The sequence below is a fragment of the Natrinema sp. SYSU A 869 genome, assembly GCF_019879105.1.
In the GTDB taxonomy this organism is placed as follows: Archaea; Halobacteriota; Halobacteria; order Halobacteriales; family Natrialbaceae; genus Natrinema.
This window is the reverse complement of sequence record NZ_CP082247.1, coordinates 293,238-313,813: the sequence shown is the minus strand read 5'-3', so window position 1 is coordinate 313,813 and position 20,576 is coordinate 293,238. Positions and strand designations below refer to the sequence as shown.

Below are 20,576 nucleotides of genomic sequence, written 5' to 3'. Positions count from 1 at the left end.
AGTGTCCAGTTAGCAAACTCTCGACCACATCTCACGTTCAGTGGTCACAATCTAGCCATAGAACTCCTCTCGCTAGCGTCTAAACAAGGCCGAATGGCTTTATTTAGAATCCTCAGCTCGTGCCCGGTTTCAGCGATTGTACTCCATACAGAGCACTAGTTTATTACTCAATTTCTAGTTGGCCGTTCCCACTGTCTCCCTCACTGCCGTTCTCGTCCCATTCGAGTTCGAACTCGACACTCAATTCACCGGATCCACCTGTCGGCCCCTCACGTTCGGCTTTAACCTCGAACGTCGTGCGAGCTGGCGGCTCCATCGTCACGGACTCGGCCCCCGATGTTAGCGTGATCGCGTTCTCTTGTTCCAACTTCTCGGCTACACGGCGAAGATACGCTGCAATCTCCTCTCGACTCTGATCGCTTTCCGATTTGAACAGCACTTCTTCGGGCATAGAGAGATACACACCGCCTATACTGATAACTGTACTCTACTGTCGGAACCGTTCTACTGAATAGACGCTCTGTATCTCGCACGTCTTTCTTGACAGAGGCCGAGTGATTTAACGGATCGATCGATACCTGAGCTCCCTGTACTTAGCATCAGCTCTCATTAATTCTGATAGCTAAGATTAGATTCTCTAATCAGGTCAGTTACTCTCTTGATGCTCCAATCTCGAGTTCGTCGACAGCCCTAGCAGGCCGAATATCGTGATTGATGAGACGGGTGGCAGCCAGTTGCCACGCATGTTCAGCTAGTTCAGGATCAGCCTGCTCGTACTGAACGCTGAACTCAGTCAGTGCGACAGCGATGAGAAGATCATCTCTGTATTCGGATTCAGACATCGCCGACAGTGGCCTCCTGATCGTATATAAATCATAGCATGAGGGTCAGAACACCGGCAAAAAGTCACCGAGCAAGATGGGTACCAAACTATTTCTCTCGAGTGCTAATCCCAATGCTATAAGTAACTAGGTATCATTAATCAAGATGGAAGCCGCGCTCCACCTTGTCGCGGGGGCATGCGTTGAAATGTCCCGGGTGTCTCTAGCACCCGAGACGTGGCTTCCAGCCGCGAGGCTCGAAAGCCATGTTTCGCTTACTTCTAACGGGATATAAACGTCCCGCACGAGAGTCGTATCGCACTCGAGTAGCCGTCGGTCGCGACAGTCACCGCTCGAGGTGGCTATGAGCGAGAAGACACAGTCAGGAGAGGAAGAAGACTGGTCGCTGCCATCGTGTCCGCACTGTGGGAAAGCGGTGATTCTGGTACACACACGCGGTCCGATGGAGCATGTCGCGGCGCCGTGTGGCTGTCGAGTCGCGTCGCCTGACCTCTGAGGAATACTCAATCATCGACGCCGATTGAGACTACCGCTGCCACATATTTTGGATCGGCGTGATCCACAACGCAAAGACGAGCCGTTTTCTACCGATCCAGCGGATTCTGTGAAGGAACGATCACGGAAACCGAGAGACGATTATACTACAAATCCAGTATTGCACGGCATTTCGAACTGCGTCCACGAGTTAGTCTTCTGGCGTCGTCACCCAAAGGTCGCCGTCAACCTTGTAAAAGTAGCCTCGCTCGAGCAACCGGGTGAGTGCATGGGTTGTGTCCTCGGGTTCAAGGGCCAATTCATCGATATTGTAGAGAACCTCGAGCGCTTGCTCTCGGCGTTAACACGGATTTTATGTATCCATCTCGTATAGATACCATGGCCGTGGCAACTACTAACACGGACGAATACTGCAACCGCTACGTAGAGGGCTGGGACGACCACGACCCGGAAGCGGTGATGGCAGCGTTCGCACCCGGAGGAACCGTCACCGCCCCGCCGTTCGACGAACCGCGGACGGGTACCGAGATTGGTAAGTGGGTCGTGGAGACTGTGAGAGGGTTTCCGGACGTTCACTTTGGCGACCACGATCTACTGTCGACGGACGTCGAGGGCGTGTTCGTCCTCGAGTGGACCCTGCACGGAACTCACACGGGGCCGTTCAACGGACTTCCGTCGACGGGGAACACGGTCGAACTCGAGGGTGTCGACGTCTTTACCGTCTCCGAGGACGGGATCGAGTCCCTCAGGGTCTACTTCGACCAGTCGTCGATGGCCGAACAGCTCGGGCTCACGTTCCCCGCGATCGTCGGCCAGCTTCCGACGCTCGCACGTGGCGCGATCCGGAACATCCTCTGACCTGTAGCGTGTCCCCTCTTTCTGCGCCGACTACGCCGATTACGCCGACTCAGTCCTGACTACGCGCTTTTCATCCAGCAAGCGTCTCGAGGAGCCGTTCTTCGGCGTCACGACCCGGGTCGTGGGCGCTGCCGTCACGGTCGCTCGCGATGGATTCTGTGACTGTCCGTTCCATGGCGACAGTCGGAACGACGCGTACCTAGAATGGCGGGAGGTAACCCAGATCGCGGAAGGTCACTCGGTCCAGGATCTCGTCGAGCAGGTGCGTGAGCTGGAAGCGAAAGAAGCCGAACTAAAAGAAGAATTCGGCGTCGAAGGACCGGATACCGCCTCGGTATACAGATCAGACAGTGATCGGCCAACACATGAACTGATGCAGGCGATCGGTACATGGAACGGTATTCAACGGAATATCCGCCTCTACGAAGCAGCACGCCAGCTCCAACAGAACGACGGTCGTCTGATATCGGCGTTCGTTGAGACCCATACCAATGACCATGCATCATTCGAGTCGCAATGACGACCACGAACCACGTCCCGACGATCAAGCGCTGGGACACCAATCCGGATAGGGAATCCCTGCAAGTGATTCACCGCTTTCTGAGTCGTCGTGAGGGGATCGAGAACGTCAGCCTCGAGCCACACCGATCTCATCCGCGTCTGGTACGTGCAACTGTTAGTGACCGAGGTTCGCCGACAGCACCTGGCATTCTCGAGGTTCGATGGTACGAGACAAAGGATTTCATCATCACGTATCAGACGAATCGGGCAAACGGTGCATCTCCACTCCTCCGATGGACACATCTCCCTGACACGGAAGAAATTAAAGTATCAGACAGTGGGTCAGACAACGTTCAAACGTTGATGCCACCATCTCATCATCCAGGCGAGAATCGGTTTCATCCTCTCCGAGTTCTGCCCCTCGTGCTTGCTACCATCGAGGAATGTACGGAATAAGGGGTTCACGTCGCCCCGACCAAGCGCCTCGATACCGTCGGTGATATCACCCTTGGTGTCAACTGTTTTCATCATAAAGCGTCTAGCTATTGTATAGGTGAGCTATCAGTAATGTTTGGAACCTCACTTATTGGATTTCAGCCATATCGTCTCAAATAACGAAAGGGTTTTATAAATTGTTTGCGTAATATGAGACCACATGGTAGAAAAGAGTCATTTTCGCCTATTATCATATCTTATAGTGAGGGGTGGGCCGGAAGTGGGTATCAGTACGCTCGCTGATCAACTCGATTGGAGCGCTGGCCACACCTCACGTGTTGTCTCCGAATTAGAAGCCTACGGGTACGTCCAAACCAAGCAAAGCGGTCGACAAAAGTTGGTTTCTCCTACGGATATCGAACCAATCGAGCAACTCGAGGGGCTTCTCACGGAATATAGCCACATGGATCTACCCGATCTCATTGCTGGCGCTGGGCTACTCGTGCTCTATTATCTCGATCAAGGGCGGACCGCAACCGAGTTAGCCGAACTGAGTGGTGTTAGTCAGGCGACGATATACCGTCGGTTAGATGACTTTCAGCACGTTGGTGTCATTGGAAAATCGAAGTCCCAGTATCGTCTCAATGATCCGTTTGCAGTGTTGGCCCCGATTGCTCGAGGGCTGCTCCACCAGAAACATCGTCGTGAAGCACAGCGACACGCAAGTGGACTTAACTTTCTCTGGGAAACACACGACGAATTCCTTTTCGCCTGCGATAGTGACGTTACTGCCGACGGATTTTACTTGACCGGGCCTGCCCTGTTTGAAGCGTTCGATGTCCCGCTTCTCACCAGGGACCGGCGACACTACTTCCGGACGGATCGACTCTCCGAGATCACTCCCGCAGAATTAGTCTGTCACACACTGCTGATCGATGACGGCCCCCGGTACCGAATGTACTGCCTCTTATTGATGCAACAACAGGACATCGAACGAACGGCACTGCGGGAGCGTGCTGAACACTATCTCCCCGAAGCAACAAACGATCTGTGCGCTATCGTCGATGAACTCATCGAATACTTAGAGACAGACGGAACCACAACAACTGAGCAATTGCCCAAATGGGAAGACTTCAAACAAACGGCCAGAGACTATGAGATCACTGTATGAGCTCTCGTGAACGATTCGGTCGTAATTATATCGAGACCGAACTCCAGGAAATCGCAGATCACCTCCAGACGGACGTTGATACGTATCTCATCGGAGGTGGCGCAATGTCACTTCACGAGCCGTCTCTCAAGGACACGACCAAAGATATCGATCTCGTCGTTGTGGAAGAGGCGGCCCTTCGCCGTTTAATGGGGGTACTCGACGACCTCGGCTATGAGGAAGTTACTGACCTCGGTGACGAGTACGATCACCTGGTCGTCGTCGACGGCGCGCTCGGCGAGCTGGACGAGTGGCTCGAGGACGACTAACAGCAGGTGAGGGAGTCATAGAACGATTCGCATGGCGTTTCTTTCGCATCGACCGAAATGAATTATCTGTTCACTACACCTGCGTATTGATCGCTGTAAACAGTCGTTTACTTAATCTTGCGGTTCGCCACAATTGTACGACTCGACGAGAGGCGTCGCACAGGTCTCGCAGTACGTATAAATTATCTCTCTTTCCACCGTGCCACAGTTCAGACACCGCTTGTATTCCTGTACAGACACACTCATCCTCCCTCATTGATATGAATACTGGAAATTATCGCTCATTCGAGTTTCCAAATCTGGATTTCCCAATTCGGATGATCAGCCGTCGCTCGGATTCGTAGGCTCCCTTCTATCTCGACATCGTTTGTTGCTGCTTCTTCTAAGATCGCTTGGAGAGCGGAACGAAGCGATTCAGTGTTATCAATTGGCTGTTCATTTGTCATGAAGTGTGTCACAGGTCGACTATACTGCTGCTCTCCGCTCCTTCTAATTGAGAGACATGAACGTAGTTGGCGGTCACTGCGACGCGATACGTTGTATAGGTAAATTCCAGATACACTTCGTCTTGATCCGCCTCATCACTGGAGTGGGGATGAAAGAGAGTGTTCAGGGCATCAGGGTCGATATATTCATAGAGCGGATCCAACTCAATCGGATCACGATTTGATGCTTCTGCAACAGCAGCGATGACTGTTTGGCTGACGGGGGCATCCTCACTGTAAGTATACTTGACAGGGGAATCTGTGCTTGACATCTATTTCCTATTGAGCACTCCATACGTGTGAGTCTCCGTAGTCAGTAGCTACGTGTTTAAGTGCCCTCTTGTTCAGATGGAGATTATTGACCTCCTCCACGCCCTTCAGGGCGTGGAATCCGCCCATCTGATTTCCGCCGGGTGTGGCGTTCGAGGTTCCAGCCCGCACTCAAGGGGAACCGGCAGCATACCGGGGGAACTCTCGTTTCCTCCCCTGTATAGGGCTGTGGCCCGGTCAAACAGGCCCCGTCGAATACCATGTCATCGCCGTGCGAACCACCGCTGGTTCGCCATCCTTTGTGGTTCAGGAACGGCATCTCACGGTATTCGTCACACTCTATGCTACGACGCACCACACTAAAACAGTTTTGAGGGAAATCCGTTCCGGCCATCTACGACAGTTGGTCGGATAGGCCTACCGCTCGACCCGCGCCTGAAGACGCGGGTATGCGCTATCGTTCTGTATCAGTGACAACGTCGGCATCTGAACGGACCGTCTGTTCAACGAGTGTGTCTAGTGCTCGCCGCAGCCGCCGCCCAAGTGCAGACGAGGTAACCTCGACCTCCTCTGCCAACTCTTCGAGTGTGATGCAGCGTGGCTCGTTAAAGTAGCCACGTTCATGTGCTCGAACGAGTACGTCATGCTGAGCAGGAGTCAATTCGAACCGTTCAGCCGGGTCATCAGGCTGTTCCTGATAGAGACGGTGAAGGTGAAACGAAATCCCTTCCTCTTCACAGGCTTCACGATATTCTTTTAGTGCTTCCAGAGTTGGGATGCGAACACGAAAGCGGGACTCCTCATGTGTGGTTGTAATATCGAGATACACTATATCATGCTTAGTCGCTTTTGGATACAATGACTCCTGTACAGCGTCTTCGGGGTACGTCACACGATATAAACGTCGGTCGTCGAGTTCAGTGAGACAGGCATACTCTTTGGTGGTAGGGTCGGCTTGGAGTGCTGATTCGAAGGTGCTGAAATCGTCACCAGAAGCCCAGAAGATGTGTTTCTCCTCCCCCGCCTGCGTCATATGTATGTCCTCAGTGTGTAACACCATCTCTGGGACTGCTTCTGTTTCTCTCATTAGCGGAGAGACAATGCTGAACTCAGCGATCAAGCTCATTTCTCACCCCGTATGTCTGAATCGCATGACGTTGGTACTTTGACCACGCCATACAAAGGGGGTGACAACTCCCGGCCACGTTTACCCCGTTCAGTACCAACTGACTGCATCAGGTCCTCATTCAACAGATGCGCTTTTGCCATACGGACACCTAACAGGGCGCATCACTCCAGAGGTATTGAATCCCCTTTAATCCCATTAGCTGAATCACAGAACCATAACTAATAGCGTATCATCACCACCGCAGCCGATGAGTGACATCGTAGATATTATTTATCATATAGGTATTGGCAGTGACTTGTCAGAGGGCACTTTACAGCGTTCCATTGTTCGCCTATACTTATCATTCGTCGGGTGCCCGCACAGAGAGCATGAGAACTCTTCTATGACTCCTTCTTGTCATAATCAACGCGAAGGCGAGTAGTTTCTACCGATCCAGCGGATATCGGTGAAGGAACGATCACGGAAACCGAGATGCGATTACGTTCCAAATCCAGTATTGTGCTTCGAAGAGCGTGAGTTAGTCTTCCGGCGTCGTCACCCGAAGGTCGCCGTCAACCTCGTAAAAGTAGCCTCGCTCAATCAACCGGGTAAGTGCATGGGTCGCATCCTCGGGTTCAAGGGCCAATTCATCAGTACTGTGGAGAACCTCGAGCGCTTGCTCTCGAGGGATCGACTGGACGTCTTCCTGCTCAGCCAAGTTGAGACTGTGAGTACAAAGGACATCGTACGTGTCCAAGATCCACTCTGGAAGCGGTGGCTGTGGATCAGAGAGATCGGTCATCTCGACGTTGTACTCCACTCTTTGCTATCGGCTTGCTTAAGAGTATTCCTCAGCGGGGGACAGGGCTGACTCCGTGAGGAACCAACCAGTCTCGGGGGACACCTTCGAACAAACGGAGACTGCGATCCTACTCAGAATTATCTCCTCACAACCGATTCCCTGACCTAAAATCTGAGTTGCCTTTTCGCGCCTGACGGGTGAGGCGCGACGACGTGTGCCTCGAGAGTACCCATGAGTATAGATCGACCAATCCATCACGAGCAGCAGGAGCACCACCACGATCGCGGCGACACCACTGACCGAGAGCAGAGGTATTCCGGTGGCGTCGCTCGACTGAACGGGCACGAACTCATCGCCATTGACAAGTGGTTACCAGGCAGGGAACCAACACCATACGAGATCGATCTCACCGATGGCTACGAGTATCGTACACGCTACTGGCGCTGCCGGAATTGTGGCCAAGAACGCAATCGTCGCGACAAGTTCAGAGACCAGTGTGAAACACCAGCACCATCGACCCCACTCGAGGAAGGTGGCTACTCGATCGACGACCCACGAACTCGCCGTGCACTGAGTGAGGACATGGACGTCCGCTTTGCCACAGCGGGCGCTCGCTACGAGGTTGTGAGTGAGAGTGGACATACCTACGAGGTCGACATCGAGGGAGAGACGTGCACCTGTCCGGACTTCGAGAAGCGCCAGCCAGACGATGGCTGCAAGCATCTTCGGCGTCTCGATCTCGAGATCCACACCGGGCTGGTTCCCGCTCCGGATGGGACATTCAGTCACTGACGATGGGCGACTGAGTCGTTGCTCGAGACAGTTTATCGCCCCAGAAGGGGTGCGGGGGCTCGAACAGAGCCATCGCAGCAATCCATGAATATAGTTGATGGAGTACCAGCGTCGCCAGACAGTGAGACGACTCGGTTTCTGAATCGAGGTATCGCCAGATGACCGACCGCAATGAGTGCCGACTGCCGACCTGTACGAGACTCGCCCGCGATCAAGCAGGATACACCGGACGGTTCTGTTCAGACAAGTGTGAAGTCCGATACGATCACTTGCGGGCGGACGCTCGAGACGCTTCTCAAGAGGACGCATACTGATGCTCGAACAGGTTGATCACCGTGGCAAGCGCTTCACGATCGATAACGCCATCGTCGACGAAATCGGTGACGAGCACTCTCAACGGGCAGGTGAACTCGAACAGCAGGCCCAGCGAGAGGCTCGCGAACACTCGCCCGACTGCCCACCCACGAGTTATGGAAACGGTCAACGCGAATTTTGAGGGTATGAAACTACCTTTCGATAAGGTTTCGGTCGGTATAGTTGACCCGATCGCTCGATTCTAACCGCGAGAGAGCTGTCCGATAGCCGAATTGGTCAACGAGAAATTCAGCCTCGAAGAGATCGTGTTTCTCGCGGAGTTTCTGGAGAAATGCAGCCGCCGGATCAGTGCCGTTCCGACCAAATAACGCGACGTCGAGAATCAACTTTGACCCAATATCTATTGCAGCATACACCCAATACCACTCGCCGTTGATTTTGACAGCGGTTTCGTCAACAGCGACCCCGACGGGGTCTCCGTTGGCGGGTCGCGTCCGCTGTCAGCCAGCCGATGTATCCAACTCCAGACCGTTCCATGAGGCAGTTCAATCCCTAATTCAGCGAGAATCGTTATTGTCCCTCGAAGCGAACAACCGGTCTGGTGGAGGCGGACGGCGAACGCCCTAACGGGCGTCGCCGTCCGCTCGTTCTCCCAAAATTCTTCTAAATCCGCCTCATAGACCTCTCTGAGCAGGTCTGAGAGCGTTCTATCCAATTCACTCAACGACCTGCTCGTTTCTCAAACTGGCTCAACTAGACAGTGCCATCGAGACGATGCCGTCGCACTTCTGATAGTTAGGCATCGCCGGCACTGTCTAGCCAAAGAGCGGACAGTTCTTAGAGACGGATGCCATGGCCGCTCAAGAACTGTTTACCGTCTCTCTGGAGCCGAATCCGCTTGCGTGTTGGGACGACGAGAGCACCGCGAGCGCTCTGAGGGCGCTCGCGGTGCGGCTTCACTCGACGGGAATTTCGCTTCGTGAAACAGCCGCCGCGCTGGAGCAGTTCGGCGTGATCCGGTCACATCAGGCGGTGTGGCAGTGGGTTCACCGCACTGCGGAAACCGTCCCAGACCCGCCGACGGCAGAGCCGTCGCGGGTCGCGGTCGATGAAACCGCAGTGAAAATCGGCACCGAGCAGCACTGGCTGTACGCCGCAATCGACGTCGAGACGAAGCTACTGCTCGGTGCGGTCGTCTTAGAACGGCGAGGAACGGACCCAGCCGCCGAGTTTCTCGGCCAGCTGGCCGAGAAACACGACTTCTCGGAGACGACGTTTCTCGTGGACGGGATGGGCTATTTGACCGCGCTCGCGCGGTGCGATCTACGCGGTCACCTCGACTACGTCGACCGGAACTTGATCGAAAAGTGGTTCCAGACGCTTGCGATGCGGATCGACCGATTTCACCAGACGTGGATGGGCGGCAGAGCCAGCGCTGCGCGCTGGCTCGCCGCCTTCGTCTACTACTATAATTTCCAGCGACCAAACCAGGCGCTCAACAACCGCACGCCTGTTGAGGAGGTGCAGAATCGTTGACTAGACAGTGCCATTCATGTCAAATTATAATCTAGCACGAATATTATTATAAGTCGATATATTGAATTGTAATTGACGATGACTGATCATACGCGCCGTGAATTCATGTGCTTAGGAGCAGCAACGACAGTTGTTGGGATCACCGGATTCAGCGCGGCATCCACGCAGGAATCGACCGACAACGGTTGGAAGGAAGCAGACTCTCCTACTGAGGCGACATTCAACGACGCCGTCAATACTGCCCAAGGTCCGTTCGCTTGCGGGGCTAATGGCAATGTTGCCGCCCGGACTCAAGGCGGCTGGGAACTCGTCGTCGAGTACGGTCCCCAAGCTCGAAGTCGGCGGCTAACCGGGATTGATGTGACTGACGACGGCGAAGCTGTCTGGTTTGTCGGTGGAAGCGGCGTCATTGGCGAATACAACGTCACGACCCAGACGCTGACGAACTACTCCGCACCGATGGAAATGACAAGCACATGGGAGGACTGCGCTGTGCGGGGGAACGCCGACGAGAATGAGCGCCTGTATTTCGTCAACGGGTCTGGTGAGCTGCTCGTAGGTGTCCGCCAGGAAAGCGGGGCCGTCCAGTATAATGACGTAATTAAGCCTGGTGGTGGCTCGACGATTCCTGGAATTGATTTCAACACGCGGGAGCAGGGGCATGTCTGTAGCACCAGTCAGTTCGTCGCGGAAACATACGATGGGGGCGAGACGTGGGGACAGATCGGTATCGACTTCGCTGGTGGCTCGTTTTTCGATATCGCAAGCCAAGCCGAAGACGACGTGAACGTTGCCGCTGGGCCTGGCATCATCTACCGGTACGATGGCTTCCGGTGGACTCCCCATGTCGCTGACGATGAGCGCGAGGCAATTCGAGCTGTTGCTCGTGAGGGATCTGAGGGACTCGCAGCTGGCGACAATGGTAAAGTATATGAGCGCCAATCCGCAGGACAATGGCAACGATTCAAAACCCCTGTTGAGGCAGTACTCAATGGTGTTTCCCGAGGAGACATGTACCACGTCGCAGTCGGTGCCAATGGGACCATTGTTGAACGCCAGATTGCCTCTACCGACAATGAAGAGACCACTGATGCAGATACGGCGTCGGCGGAGGAACTGTCGTCATCTACTCTCGAACAGACTTTCCCTGAAGAGCCGTTATCAGTAGAAAATTACATTGAGGGCGAGTGGGTGAGCAACGAAGAAGATATTGAGCTCCCGTTTTCATAGGGACAATCGCCTCGTTTTCCCTCTGGTTGAGAGGGTGTCATAGAACGATTCACATGGTCTTATGAGTCATCGTTAACGACTTGAAAACGCCGTATACTTGGTGAACGCCGTTCTTAGTGCGTTACATACATGGCAAAGGAAAATTCGGCGTTGCTGTTGACGAAGAGATCGCGCAAGAAGTGGACGATTTGATCGCTGAGACGTTTCGTGCATCCTGCGCTAAATAGTAGAGGATGCGCTTGTCGATCTCGTCAAGCCGATCACCCATAGCTTGTGTATCGGCATCGTGTTTATAAACGGTTTTGGAGCGTCCCCCTGGTTCGAGCTGATGGCCTACTGCTTATTACCGAGTTCTCTACGAGTCCCTTCCTCACATTCTATCGATCAGGGGGCGAATTAACACGGGCCACGGACCTCAGATCCGCTCGGGAGAGAACTGGATCACCGACCACCACCAAGTTCCTAACCGCTGGATTATGAACCGTACTTTCGCCAAGGGTCAGTTGTCGATAAGACCCTCTTCGGTGAAGATGGACTTCACTTCGTCTCGGACGATAGATCGTATCTCTGTTTGAGAGAGGTGGTTGTCGTGGCGAGCAACACCCAGTTCGGCATCGATAGTTCGAAGGGCCATCTCGAGGGAGTCCATCCGATCTACCAAATCGGAACGGTCCAGATCGGCGGCAGCCGACGCTTCGTCAAAGGTCAACTCGTGCTCGGCTTCATCGAGAAGTTTCGTGGCCGGCCGATCAGTGAGAGCAGAGTCTGTCTTTTCATCCGTCCTCGGGCGAACGGGAATGGCTTCCATCATGCCGCCGATCCGGATACCGGAGACGGTTTCAACTTTGTCAGCGAGATTTGCGGCAAGAGCTCGCTGTTGTTCCGGTTCACCATGGACGAGGGTTATTTCCTCAGGCGAGACCAACCTCGCGAACTCACGGAGCGTATCCCGCGCCCCATGTGCAGAGAGACCGCTATATCGTGCAATCCAGTCGGTCGGGATCTTGACGATCGTTCCTTCATCCCTATCGGGCACTCCCTCACCGAGACCGAACGCCGAGAGAGTTATCTCGATCGTTTCTTCATCTGAGCCGATCGCCTCTTCTAGTTGCCGGCCTGGAGTCCCATCTGCCTGGAATCCACAGAGGAAGACGTGCGCCTGATCATAGCGTTCTGCGAAATCAACGAGGTAGGATGGGGCCCAGCCCCCTGATAGCATTCCGGACGGTGCGATAATGATGGGGGTGCGCGCATTGTCGAGAGCGTCTTGCCGATCGATATGATATCCTGCTTCAGCCTACTCCGGGAGGAACGGTTGGTCCTCACCGTTGCTGACCCGGAGGTTTCGGATGGATTCAGAAGCGAATTCCCCGTGGGCGTGCTGATTGTAGGTGTTTGTGGAGCTGACGGACATCCCGTCGTAGATTAGTTGGATCTGGCTCCGGGTATCGTTATCGAGCTGATGGAGTCGGTTCTTGAATATGTAGAGTAGTTCCTGTGAACGGCCGACGCCGAAACTGGGGATCAGGACCGGTTCTTGATCCCGTACTGCAGAGATTGCATCAGTATAAATATCAGTTCGGATATCGCTTGCAGAGTCATGGTTTTCCGTTCCACCATAGGTGGACTCCAGGAATAGACTGTCTGCCTTGGGCGGCTCATCGAAATCGGGTAGATGGTTTGATCGGCCGCCGATATCCCCGGAGAACACGACTCGGGACCCCAATGTCTCGAGGGCGATCCAGGCACTTCCCAGAAGGTGGGCAGAATTCCCGAAGTCAAACGTCAGGGTCTCCTGTTCCGGGAGGTTTGGGACGTAGTCCTGAATATCGCCCCGGATATATCCTCGGGGAACAAACCTATCGAGCACCTTTCTCACGTCCGTTTCCGTATAGAGCTGTTCTCGTCCTGGCTTCTCTGCCTGCTCTTTGTGGATCTTCAATGAATCTTTTAGGAGAGTGCTGGCAAGCGCTTCGGTCGGTCGGGTCGTAATAATTGGTGCACGAGGCGAGAGGAGATGTCGGCTCTCAATCACCGGAACTGCTCCAATATGGTCGATGTGTGCATGAGTCAGAAACACAGCATCGATCTGTCCTTCGTCGAGCCCCCTGAAGTCAGGGAACTGACCGCCATCACCCTGATTGAGTCCGGCATCAACGAGATAGGTACCGAACTTCGTTTCAAGCTGATAGCAGCTTCGCCCCACTTCCTGTACACCACCGCGCGGAATCACGACGAACGGGGTGCCGTCCCCGGGATCGACCTCAAGAGGAACATCGTCTTCCGCATATTCATCTACAGTTGTCGTTTTATATGCGACTTGTCCGTTACCGTTATCGGTCATTGTTGGATCACTTCCTCAGCATAGAACCGTTCACGGGTTTCACGTTGCCCCCTAAATGAGAGTGACTGGATCACGTCTCTCTCGGACAACGCAGGGAGAAACCGGTCGATCGACGACAGTACCCCATTCAACGATCGGTATGATTCCGCGTATGACGCAATACTATCCATTTTCCACACGCCGGGGATAGCATCCGTTTTCCCAGCTCATTCAGCCACACTTTCTGTATAATATCGGTGTTTCCCAGCACTTCCCTGTGTCTGTCGACCCGACCGAGAGGGTTTGGCAGTCACTTCAGTTATCTGCACCAGCTGGGGCGGGGAGTGGCTCTGACCGGGCATCGCTGTATCGAGATCCTCTCGAACTCTAGAGACCATCTTCTTACCCCTAGATTCTCCGCTCGGACAATGATACCCTTCGCACAGTTAGATACCGTTTCTACGCCGAACGATTCTGTACCAATTCGCAACCTATACACACCTTGTATTTAGCACAACGCTACGAACACCACCCGAACCTAATAGAGATTGAGTAGTGCTGTGACAAACCCGAAGGAAACAACAAACGAGCCGAATTACATTGTATCCTAGACACGTGAACGAAACGCACCCGCTCGGGCAGAGTCGTCAGTAGCGGTCGGTTCGAACAACTGATTCAGCGCAGTGGGGTCCACGATGTCGTTGAGCGACTGCTCGAGATCAGCCGGGGAGATGTCTTCTGTGTCAGTGATATCCTCGAGGATGCGTAGGCTCGGCTTCGAGAGCGTGGACCTGGTGTTGTTCATGACTAGACCAGAAGCTGAATGTCGGATTCGGCCATGTGTTGTAGCGCGGTGGCCGCTCCGACGCCGGTGGTGACACCGTCGTGGAAGTCGTCCTTGTCGTAGTCCATCAACTCGATCGTCATCTGGCACGCCTGCAGGTCGACGCCGCTCTCGAGCGAGAGGTCGATCAACTCCTCGATGGTGGCAGTCCCGTTGTCGTCGATTTTCTTCTGCATCATCTTCGTGGCCATCGTGTCCATGCCGGGGAGTGCAGCGATGGCGTTCGGGACCGGCATGTTTGGGTTGCCGACGGCGCTCAGCTTGAGGTCCTTCGACTTTTCCTCGTGGAGGATGTCGAGTCCCCAGAACGTGTGGAAGACGACGACATCCCAGCCGAAGGCGGCCGCCGTGCTCGCGAGGATCAACGGCGGGTACGCCATGTCGAAGCTGCCCTGCGTCGCGACGATGGTCATCTTCTTCTGATCGTCGCTCGTGTCTCCCGCTGCGATCGACGCTTCAAGTTCCTCGACGCGCTCGCGCAGCGCCTGCAGCTCGGCGGCGTCGGTCTCGGGATCGGTGTCGTCGACTGACGTCGTTTGGTTGTCCGTGCTCATTATTTCGTCTTCTTCACGTAGTGGGTGTAGAGATCGCCGTCCTCGACCTGCTCGAGGAGTTCGACACCATTGGTGCCTTCGGCCCACCCTTGGATATCGCTCATGCTGCCCGAGTCCGTCGCGACGACCTCGAGAACATCGCCGGCCTCGAGATCGTCGATCGCTTGCTTGGTCTTCACGATGGGCATCGGGCAAGACTGTCCTTTCACGTCCAGCGTCTCCGTGGTCTGGTATTCTGAACTCATGGTTTGTTTTGTGCTCTGTATTGGAGCTATCACACAATATTGCTCGCTCTCATAAAAGGCTATCTATTATTGTGCAATACACAAACATCTCCTTCTCCTTCTGAGTCCAAATAACTAGTTTATATCGCCCATATGCGCGTATAACAAGGTTTATAGCTGAATTTGATCGAGCCTGTATTGTGTGCAATAGGAAATACTACACAAACCCTTAAGTGCCAGTAGCCGATATTGGGAACTGTACAACATGGACGACATGGATCTTCCAATGCCGGACGTCGAGATCGAATCAGTCAGCCCAGACGAGCTGAAGGACCGAATCGACGCGGGCGAGGACGTCACGCTCCTCGATACCCGCATGGAATCGGAGTACGACGAGTGGAAAATCGACGGTGAGACTGTCGAATCAATCAACATCCCGTACTTCGAGTTCCTGGACGACGAAGTTGACGACGACGTTCTTGCACAGATTCCCGACGACCGCGAAATTACAACCCTCTGTGCGAAGGGCAGCTCCAGCGAATACGTCGCCGCGACGCTGAAAGAGCGGGGCTACGACGTCGATCACCTCGAGGACGGGATGAACGGCTGGGCGCGTATCTATGAGCGCGTCGAAGTCGAGCGCTACGACGGGAGCGGGACGCTCTACCAGTACCAGCGTCCCTCGAGTGGCTGTCTCGGCTACCTCATCGTCGACGGCGGCGAGGCGGCCGTGATCGACCCGCTGCGCGCGTTCACCGCTAGATACCTCGAGGACACCGCGGAACTGGGTTCCGCGAGCCCTGCCTCGCAAGCTCGGCAGGACGCCGACGAGGTCGGTGCAGACCTCCAGTACGCAATTGACACGCACGTCCACGCGGATCACATCTCGGGGGTTCGTGCGCTCGACAACGAGGGCGTCGACGGCGTCATCCCCGAGGCGGCGGTCGACCGCGGCGTCACTTACGCCGACGAGATGACTCTCGCAGCGGATGGCGACGAGTTCGAAGTCGGTGACGCCACCATTGAGACCGTCTACACGCCCGGTCACACCTCCGGGATGACCTCGTACCTGATCGACGGCGAACTGCTGGCAACGGGTGACGGGCTGTTCGTCGAGAGCGTCGCCCGCCCCGACTTAGAGGAGGGCGACGAGGGCGCGGAAGACGCCGCGCGACAGCTCTACGAGACGCTGCAGGAGCGCGTGCTAACCCTGCCCAACGACACGCTCATCGGCGGCGCTCACTTCAGCGACGCCGCCGAGCCCGCCAACGACGGCACCTACACGGCACCGATCGGCCAGCTCAAGGAAGAGATGGATGCCCTGACGATGGACGAAGACGAGTTCGTCGAGCTGATCCTCTCGGACATGCCGCCCCGTCCGGCCAACTACGAGGACATCATTCCCACGAACCTCGGGCAGCAGGCGGCCGACGACGAGGAAGCGTTCGAACTCGAGCTCGGCCCGAACAACTGCGCGGCCAGCCAGGAATCGCTGGCGGGTGACTAATCACTGTGATCGAAATCGCAATGCTCGCCGAACTCGTCGCCTTGGGCCAGGTAGTGCCCGCCGAGCCGTTTCCAAACGGAATCTCCCGGTACGCTATCGGTGGACTGCTCGTCGGCCTCGGCGCGGTCGTCATCTACCTTGGGACGGGAATCGCCGCGGGCGCGAGCACGTTCCTCGAGTCGACGCTGTCGTACGTCTCGGATCAGTCGCGGTTCAAGCAGTACCGTGCCTCCCGGGACTGGCGCGTCGTGTTCACGCTGGGAATCATCCTGGGAGGGGCGGTCTACGCCGTCGTCTGGCAAGGCGGAGCGTGGACGACGGACGTCCAGCCCTGGCGACTGCTGCTCGGCGGCGTCCTCGTCGGGATCGGGACGCGCATCGGGAAGGGCTGTACGTCGGGCCACGGCGTCTGCGGCGTCGGCTCGGCCTCCCGGACGTCGATCGTCGGCGTGATCACGTTCCTGACGGTCGCGATCGTGACTGCCCAGTTCGTGCAGACCATGGGGGTGAGTCCGTAAGATGAGTAGAAATCGTCATCCCCTGTTCATGCCGCTGATCCTCCTCGGCGGCCTCATCTTCGGCTTCGGCCTCGCCTATAGCCACATGGCCCGGCCGGAAGTCGTACTGGACTTCCTCCAGTTCGACGACTTCGGCCTGCCGTTCGTCATGTTCGGCGCCGCGATCGTCTCCGGAATTGCCTTCGCGGTCATGCCCCGGATACGCGATATCGCACCGCTGACGGGCGACGTGTACGGTCGTCGGCTAAAGCCGTTCGACCGAAACGTCCTGATCGGCGGCGGGATCTTCGGCGTCGGCTGGGGTCTGTCGGGGATCTGCCCCGGTGCGGCCTACGCCAGCCTCGGGATCGGGAACGTCACCATCCTGTGGGCGCTCGTTGGCATGTTCGCCGGCGCCTACCTGCAGGGGGTCTGGCGTAGCAAGCGCACCGCGGCCGAAACTGCACCGGCAGGTGCCGACTAACGCCGCTCGAATTTCAAAAACTGTGACACAGCTTTTCAGACACTAATGGAACCCACAACGATACTACTATTCGCCACCGCTGCCGTCGCGAGCCTGTTCATGGCCTGGGTGATCGGTGCCGGCTCGAGCGGCGCGACGCCCTTCGCACCAGCCGTCGGCGCGAACGCGATTCCGACGATGCGTGCAGCGTTTTTCGTTGGAATTCTCGGCTTCGCCGGTGCAGTGACCCAGGGTGGGAACGTCTCCGAAGCCGTCGGCAACGGCCTCGTCGAGGGAATCAGCCTCCCGGTTGTCGGTGTCATCGTCGTCTTGCTGATCGGCGCCGGACTGATGACGATCGGCATCTACACCGGGTATCCGATCGCGACCGCGTTCACCGTGACTGGATCGGTCATCGGCGTCGGCTTCGCACTCGGCGGCGATCCAGCCTGGGAGAAGTACGCCGAAATCGGCGCAGTCTGGGTGCTCACGCCGTTCGTCGGCGGGGGCATCGCCTACGGAATCGCGAGCGTCCTTCCGCGACCAGACGTTCCCGAAGACGTCAGCATTCCAATACTCGCTGGAATCGTCGGCACCGTCGTCGCGAATCTCGAGTTTGTGTTTCTCTCATCGATCGGGGGAACGCTCGCCGCTGCCGGGACCACTCTGGTTTCCGTCGACGGTGCCATCGCAACGATCGCGATCTCGCTCGGGTTCGGGGCGCTCACCGCGGCCATCGTCCGCTGGGATGTCAGGCGTGATCAGGCTGGCGGACTGCGACGGTTCCTGCTATCACTCGGGGCGCTCGTGGCTTTCTCGGCGGGAGCGAGTCAGGTCGGGCTAGCCGTCGGGCCGCTGTTCCCGCTGCTCGAGGATCTGCCGACGGTGTCGCCGATCGCGGTCCTGCTCGGCGGCGGTGTCGGGATCCTCGTCGGCTCCTGGACGAGTGCACCCCGGATGATCAAGTCGATCTCCCAGGAGTACGCGTCGCTGGGGCCGCGCCGATCGATCTCGACGCTCGTCCCCTCGTTTCTCATCGCACAGACCGCGGTCCTGCTAGGGGTGCCGGTCTCGTTCAACGAGATAATCGTGAGTGCCATCGTCGGCAGCGGGTTCGCGGTCGCTGGCGGGAACGGTATCAGCCCCCGAAAGCTAGGAGTCACCGTCGTCGCCTGGGTCGGATCGTTCGTTCTTGCGTTCGGACTCGGCTACGGATCGATGCTACTCGCGGGTAGCTGACGATGTCCCGTAGGAGATAGTCAACCGTTCCGATCATCCAATACGCTCAACACGTCGGATCTGGGTTCAACACGTCGGCTCTGGGTAATAGACGTATGTCGCTGTGGAAATCTCGTCGTCCCGTTTACTACTTCGTACTGGTTGCCGTATCGACCGTCTTCTTTACGCTCCTGTACAACTACGGCATGACCGCGTGGGAAGACCGCCCGCAGCCGCTGTATCGATCCCTCCAGATTGTCTTTCAGACGTACACGACGACGGGATACGGCGAGGATGCGCCGTGGCGGACGCCGCAGATGAACCTGTTGATGATCGGGGTGCAACTCGCCGGAATCGGGCTCATTCTCACCGCCGCGGACGTGTTCGCAGTTCCGTGGCTCCGGAACGCGCTCGCGCCGTCGGTGCCAATGGCGACGAATCTGGAGGATCACGTCATCATCTGTGAGTACTCTCCGCGCGGCGAAGCGTTCATCTCGGAACTCGAATCTCGGGGTCGGGAATACGTGATCGTCGAACCCGACGGCGAACGGGCGACGGCCCTCCATGAGGACGAGTATCGGATCGTTCACGGCGATCCCGAGTCGACCGAGGCACTTGAGAACGCGGGCGTCAAGCGGGCGACGGCCGTCGTGGCCGATGCCGCCGACGACACCAACGCGAGTATCGTCCTCTCCGCGAAGGAGGTAAACCCGGACGTCCGGATCGTAACGCTTGTCGAAGACGTGACACTCGATGAGTACCACCGGATCGCAGGTGCTGACGACGTCCTGTCTCCCCGACAACTCTTAGGAGAGAGCCTCGCTCACCAAGTCCCGACGGCCGTCACGACAGTGATTGATGACGCTGTTGAACTCGGGAATGATCTGGAGCTGGTCGAACTCTCCATTGAGGCGGGGAGTAACCTCTGTAACCGGACCGCCGAGGAGGCGCAGCTTCGGGAACGGTTCGGTGTCGACGTCGTCGGCGTGTGGATCGACGGGCAGTTCGAAAGTCCGCTCGATCCGGCCATGGAACTGGACGACGACGTTCGACTGTTGGTCGCCGGCGAACCGGAGCAGATCGCGGCCCTACGCGAGGAAGCGACGTCGTCCGTCCAATCATTTTCGTCCCAGCGCGTCCTCATAGCCGGGTACGGCGAGGCAGGGTCGACCGCTGCTGACGCCCTCGCCGACACGAATTCGGACGTAACCGTAATCGATCGAGAGGAGAAGGAGGGTGTCGACGTCGTGGGAGACGCCAGGGACCCGGACATCTTTCGCGAGGCCGGCGTCGACGGCGCATCGGCCGTGATAGTCACCCTCAACGACGACACGACGGCGATTTTCACGACGCTGATCGTCAGCGATCTGAACCCAGACGTCGACGTGATCGTGCGGGCGAACGAACCGGAGAGCGAGGGTAAACTCTACCGGGCAGGCGCGGCATACGTCCAGTCTCTGGCGACGGTCAGCGGTCGAATGCTGGCATCGACGATATTCGAGGACGAGTCGGTGTTGGCAGTGGACAAACAGATCGACGTCGTCAAGTTGCCCGTCGGACGGCTGGCGGGCCAAACGCTTGCCGAGGCCGACATCCGATCCGAGACCGGAAGCATCGTCCTCGTTGTCGTTCGCGACGGGGAGACGATCGCGGAGTTCGATCCCGCCACCTTCGAATTCGAACCGGACGACGAGGTCGTCATCGGGGGGACGGACGAGAGCGTCCACCGGTTTGAAACGATGTTCCTCAGGGAGGAGTGACCGCTGATTCGGCGCCGACTGAAACCGCTTGAATTCTC

The 20,576-nt window shown here is 56.5% G+C and carries 22 protein-coding genes and 3 pseudogenes; 13 read left to right on the top strand and 12 right to left on the bottom strand.

Going from position 1 to position 20,576, the window contains the following annotated elements:
* Positions 1-163 precede the first annotated feature (163 nt).
* Positions 164-451, bottom strand: coding sequence for an amphi-Trp domain-containing protein (locus K6I40_RS01345; protein WP_222913324.1), 288 nt, complete (start codon positions 449-451; stop codon positions 164-166).
* 199 nt (positions 452-650) lie between these two features.
* On the bottom strand, positions 651-842 hold the full coding sequence (locus K6I40_RS01340) for a hypothetical protein (RefSeq protein ID WP_222913320.1): 192 nt from the start codon (positions 840-842) through the stop codon (positions 651-653).
* A gap of 873 nt (positions 843-1,715) precedes the next feature.
* Here K6I40_RS01340 and K6I40_RS01335 point away from each other — a divergent pair.
* Positions 1,716-2,195: an ester cyclase gene (locus K6I40_RS01335; protein ID WP_222913317.1), complete on the top strand. Its 480-nt coding sequence runs from the start codon at positions 1,716-1,718 to the stop codon at positions 2,193-2,195.
* Between the two features lie 70 nt (positions 2,196-2,265).
* Here K6I40_RS01335 and K6I40_RS01330 read toward each other — a convergent pair.
* Positions 2,266-2,373, bottom strand: a pseudogene (locus K6I40_RS01330) (epimerase); the annotation flags it as partial.
* Positions 2,374-2,457: 84 nt separating this feature from the next.
* On the opposite strand from K6I40_RS01330, the gene K6I40_RS01325 reads away from it, so the two are divergent.
* The 3 genes and pseudogenes from K6I40_RS01325 to K6I40_RS01315 all read left to right on the top strand — a co-directional run.
* Positions 2,458-2,715 carry a hypothetical protein gene (locus tag K6I40_RS01325; protein ID WP_255681415.1) on the top strand — a complete coding sequence of 86 codons (258 nt, stop codon included), beginning with the start codon at positions 2,458-2,460 and terminating at the stop codon, positions 2,713-2,715.
* 696 nt (positions 2,716-3,411) lie between these two features.
* Entirely contained in the window at positions 3,412-4,302 is an 891-nt protein-coding gene (locus K6I40_RS01320; protein ID WP_255681414.1) for a winged helix DNA-binding protein, read from the top strand.
* Positions 4,299-4,550 (top strand): annotated as a pseudogene (locus K6I40_RS01315) (hypothetical protein); the annotation flags it as partial. The gene K6I40_RS01320 and the pseudogene K6I40_RS01315, both read left to right, overlap by 4 nt.
* Before the next feature lie 514 nt (positions 4,551-5,064).
* Here K6I40_RS01315 and K6I40_RS01310 read toward each other — a convergent pair.
* From K6I40_RS01310 to K6I40_RS01300, 3 genes are all read right to left on the bottom strand, one after another.
* Complete coding sequence (locus K6I40_RS01310; RefSeq protein WP_222913312.1) at positions 5,065-5,367, bottom strand: HalOD1 output domain-containing protein; 303 nt, start codon at positions 5,365-5,367, stop codon at positions 5,065-5,067.
* A 452-nt stretch (positions 5,368-5,819) separates the two neighbouring features.
* A complete protein-coding gene (locus K6I40_RS01305) occupies positions 5,820-6,398 on the bottom strand; it encodes a helix-turn-helix domain-containing protein (protein WP_255681413.1) in 579 nt (192 codons plus the stop codon).
* Positions 6,399-7,011: 613 nt separating this feature from the next.
* Entirely contained in the window at positions 7,012-7,275 is a 264-nt protein-coding gene (locus K6I40_RS01300) for a hypothetical protein (RefSeq protein ID WP_222913579.1), read from the bottom strand.
* Between the two features lie 231 nt (positions 7,276-7,506).
* Here K6I40_RS01300 and K6I40_RS01295 point away from each other — a divergent pair, with 231 nt between their 5' ends.
* On the top strand, positions 7,507-8,067 hold the full coding sequence (locus K6I40_RS01295) for a hypothetical protein (RefSeq protein WP_222913305.1): 561 nt from the start codon (positions 7,507-7,509) through the stop codon (positions 8,065-8,067).
* 313 nt (positions 8,068-8,380) lie between these two features.
* Positions 8,381-8,563, top strand: a complete 183-nt coding sequence (locus tag K6I40_RS01290) for a hypothetical protein (protein ID WP_222913669.1) — start codon at positions 8,381-8,383, stop codon at positions 8,561-8,563.
* Here the strand turns inward: K6I40_RS01290 and K6I40_RS01285 are convergent.
* Positions 8,502-9,097, bottom strand: a pseudogene (locus K6I40_RS01285) (IS6 family transposase); the annotation flags it as partial. The gene K6I40_RS01290 and the pseudogene K6I40_RS01285 sit on opposite strands and share 62 nt — an antisense overlap.
* 137 nt (positions 9,098-9,234) lie before the next feature.
* Here K6I40_RS01285 and K6I40_RS01280 point away from each other — a divergent pair.
* Positions 9,235-9,918, top strand: a complete 684-nt coding sequence (locus tag K6I40_RS01280; RefSeq protein WP_222913274.1) for an IS6 family transposase — start codon at positions 9,235-9,237, stop codon at positions 9,916-9,918.
* Between the two features lie 78 nt (positions 9,919-9,996).
* Positions 9,997-11,148 carry a hypothetical protein gene (locus K6I40_RS01275; protein ID WP_222913303.1) on the top strand — a complete coding sequence of 384 codons (1,152 nt, stop codon included), beginning with the start codon at positions 9,997-9,999 and terminating at the stop codon, positions 11,146-11,148.
* 499 nt (positions 11,149-11,647) lie between these two features.
* Here the strand turns inward: K6I40_RS01275 and K6I40_RS01270 are convergent, their stop codons facing one another.
* The 5 genes from K6I40_RS01270 to K6I40_RS01250 all read right to left on the bottom strand — a co-directional run bounded on the left by K6I40_RS01270 (position 11,648) and on the right by K6I40_RS01250 (position 15,114).
* On the bottom strand, positions 11,648-12,427 hold the full coding sequence (locus K6I40_RS01270; protein ID WP_255681437.1) for an MBL fold metallo-hydrolase RNA specificity domain-containing protein: 780 nt from the start codon (positions 12,425-12,427) through the stop codon (positions 11,648-11,650).
* An 18-nt stretch (positions 12,428-12,445) separates the two neighbouring features.
* Complete coding sequence (locus tag K6I40_RS01265) at positions 12,446-13,492, bottom strand: MBL fold metallo-hydrolase (RefSeq protein WP_222913301.1); 1,047 nt, start codon at positions 13,490-13,492, stop codon at positions 12,446-12,448.
* A gap of 586 nt (positions 13,493-14,078) precedes the next feature.
* The gene (locus K6I40_RS01260) at positions 14,079-14,276 is read right to left on the bottom strand and encodes a HalOD1 output domain-containing protein (RefSeq protein WP_222913298.1); all 198 of its coding nucleotides are present in this window, start codon (positions 14,274-14,276) and stop codon (positions 14,079-14,081) included.
* A 2-nt stretch (positions 14,277-14,278) separates the two neighbouring features.
* Positions 14,279-14,869, bottom strand: a complete 591-nt coding sequence (locus K6I40_RS01255) for a DsrE/DsrF/DrsH-like family protein (protein ID WP_222913296.1) — start codon at positions 14,867-14,869, stop codon at positions 14,279-14,281.
* Positions 14,869-15,114, bottom strand: coding sequence for a sulfurtransferase TusA family protein (locus K6I40_RS01250; RefSeq protein WP_222913293.1), 246 nt, complete (start codon positions 15,112-15,114; stop codon positions 14,869-14,871). Before K6I40_RS01250 ends, K6I40_RS01255 begins: the two co-directional genes overlap by 1 nt.
* A gap of 244 nt (positions 15,115-15,358) precedes the next feature.
* On the opposite strand from K6I40_RS01250, the gene K6I40_RS01245 reads away from it, so the two are divergent.
* The 5 genes from K6I40_RS01245 (at position 15,359) to K6I40_RS01225 (ending at position 20,538) form a co-directional block, all read left to right on the top strand.
* Positions 15,359-16,600 (top strand): MBL fold metallo-hydrolase, encoded by a 1,242-nt coding sequence (locus K6I40_RS01245; RefSeq protein WP_222913291.1) that lies wholly within the window; start codon positions 15,359-15,361, stop codon positions 16,598-16,600.
* 20 nt (positions 16,601-16,620) lie between these two features.
* Positions 16,621-17,118 carry a YeeE/YedE family protein gene (locus tag K6I40_RS01240; protein WP_222913576.1) on the top strand — a complete coding sequence of 166 codons (498 nt, stop codon included), beginning with the start codon at positions 16,621-16,623 and terminating at the stop codon, positions 17,116-17,118.
* 1 nt (position 17,119) lies between these two features.
* Positions 17,120-17,581 carry a DUF6691 family protein gene (locus K6I40_RS01235; RefSeq protein WP_222913289.1) on the top strand — a complete coding sequence of 154 codons (462 nt, stop codon included), beginning with the start codon at positions 17,120-17,122 and terminating at the stop codon, positions 17,579-17,581.
* A 45-nt stretch (positions 17,582-17,626) separates the two neighbouring features.
* Entirely contained in the window at positions 17,627-18,799 is a 1,173-nt protein-coding gene (locus tag K6I40_RS01230) for an inorganic phosphate transporter (RefSeq protein WP_222913287.1), read from the top strand.
* A 95-nt stretch (positions 18,800-18,894) separates the two neighbouring features.
* Entirely contained in the window at positions 18,895-20,538 is a 1,644-nt protein-coding gene (locus K6I40_RS01225) for an NAD-binding protein (protein ID WP_222913285.1), read from the top strand.
* Positions 20,539-20,576: the final 38 nt, after the last annotated feature.

Excerpts from the sequence above, each read along its gene's own strand:
- K6I40_RS01345 (WP_222913324.1), bottom strand. The coding sequence starts at position 451 with ATGCCCGAAGAAGTGCTGTTCAAATCGGAAAGCGATCAGAGTCGAGAG.
- K6I40_RS01340 (WP_222913320.1), bottom strand. The coding sequence starts at position 842 with ATGTCTGAATCCGAATACAGAGATGATCTTCTCATCGCTGTCGCACTG.
- K6I40_RS01335 (WP_222913317.1), top strand. The coding sequence starts at position 1,716 with ATGGCCGTGGCAACTACTAACACGGACGAATACTGCAACCGCTACGTA.
- K6I40_RS01310 (WP_222913312.1), bottom strand. The coding sequence starts at position 5,367 with ATGTCAAGCACAGATTCCCCTGTCAAGTATACTTACAGTGAGGATGCC.
- K6I40_RS01305 (WP_255681413.1), bottom strand. The coding sequence starts at position 6,398 with ATGACGCAGGCGGGGGAGGAGAAACACATCTTCTGGGCTTCTGGTGAC.
- K6I40_RS01300 (WP_222913579.1), bottom strand. The coding sequence starts at position 7,275 with ATGACCGATCTCTCTGATCCACAGCCACCGCTTCCAGAGTGGATCTTG.
- K6I40_RS01295 (WP_222913305.1), top strand. The coding sequence starts at position 7,507 with ATGAGTATAGATCGACCAATCCATCACGAGCAGCAGGAGCACCACCAC.
- K6I40_RS01290 (WP_222913669.1), top strand. The coding sequence starts at position 8,381 with ATGCTCGAACAGGTTGATCACCGTGGCAAGCGCTTCACGATCGATAAC.
- K6I40_RS01280 (WP_222913274.1), top strand. The coding sequence starts at position 9,235 with ATGGCCGCTCAAGAACTGTTTACCGTCTCTCTGGAGCCGAATCCGCTT.
- K6I40_RS01275 (WP_222913303.1), top strand. The coding sequence starts at position 9,997 with ATGACTGATCATACGCGCCGTGAATTCATGTGCTTAGGAGCAGCAACG.
- K6I40_RS01265 (WP_222913301.1), bottom strand. The coding sequence starts at position 13,492 with ATGACCGATAACGGTAACGGACAAGTCGCATATAAAACGACAACTGTA.
- K6I40_RS01260 (WP_222913298.1), bottom strand. The coding sequence starts at position 14,276 with ATGAACAACACCAGGTCCACGCTCTCGAAGCCGAGCCTACGCATCCTC.
- K6I40_RS01255 (WP_222913296.1), bottom strand. The coding sequence starts at position 14,869 with ATGAGCACGGACAACCAAACGACGTCAGTCGACGACACCGATCCCGAG.
- K6I40_RS01250 (WP_222913293.1), bottom strand. The coding sequence starts at position 15,114 with ATGAGTTCAGAATACCAGACCACGGAGACGCTGGACGTGAAAGGACAG.
- K6I40_RS01245 (WP_222913291.1), top strand. The coding sequence starts at position 15,359 with ATGGACGACATGGATCTTCCAATGCCGGACGTCGAGATCGAATCAGTC.
- K6I40_RS01240 (WP_222913576.1), top strand. The coding sequence starts at position 16,621 with ATGCTCGCCGAACTCGTCGCCTTGGGCCAGGTAGTGCCCGCCGAGCCG.
- K6I40_RS01235 (WP_222913289.1), top strand. The coding sequence starts at position 17,120 with ATGAGTAGAAATCGTCATCCCCTGTTCATGCCGCTGATCCTCCTCGGC.
- K6I40_RS01230 (WP_222913287.1), top strand. The coding sequence starts at position 17,627 with ATGGAACCCACAACGATACTACTATTCGCCACCGCTGCCGTCGCGAGC.
- K6I40_RS01225 (WP_222913285.1), top strand. The coding sequence starts at position 18,895 with ATGTCGCTGTGGAAATCTCGTCGTCCCGTTTACTACTTCGTACTGGTT.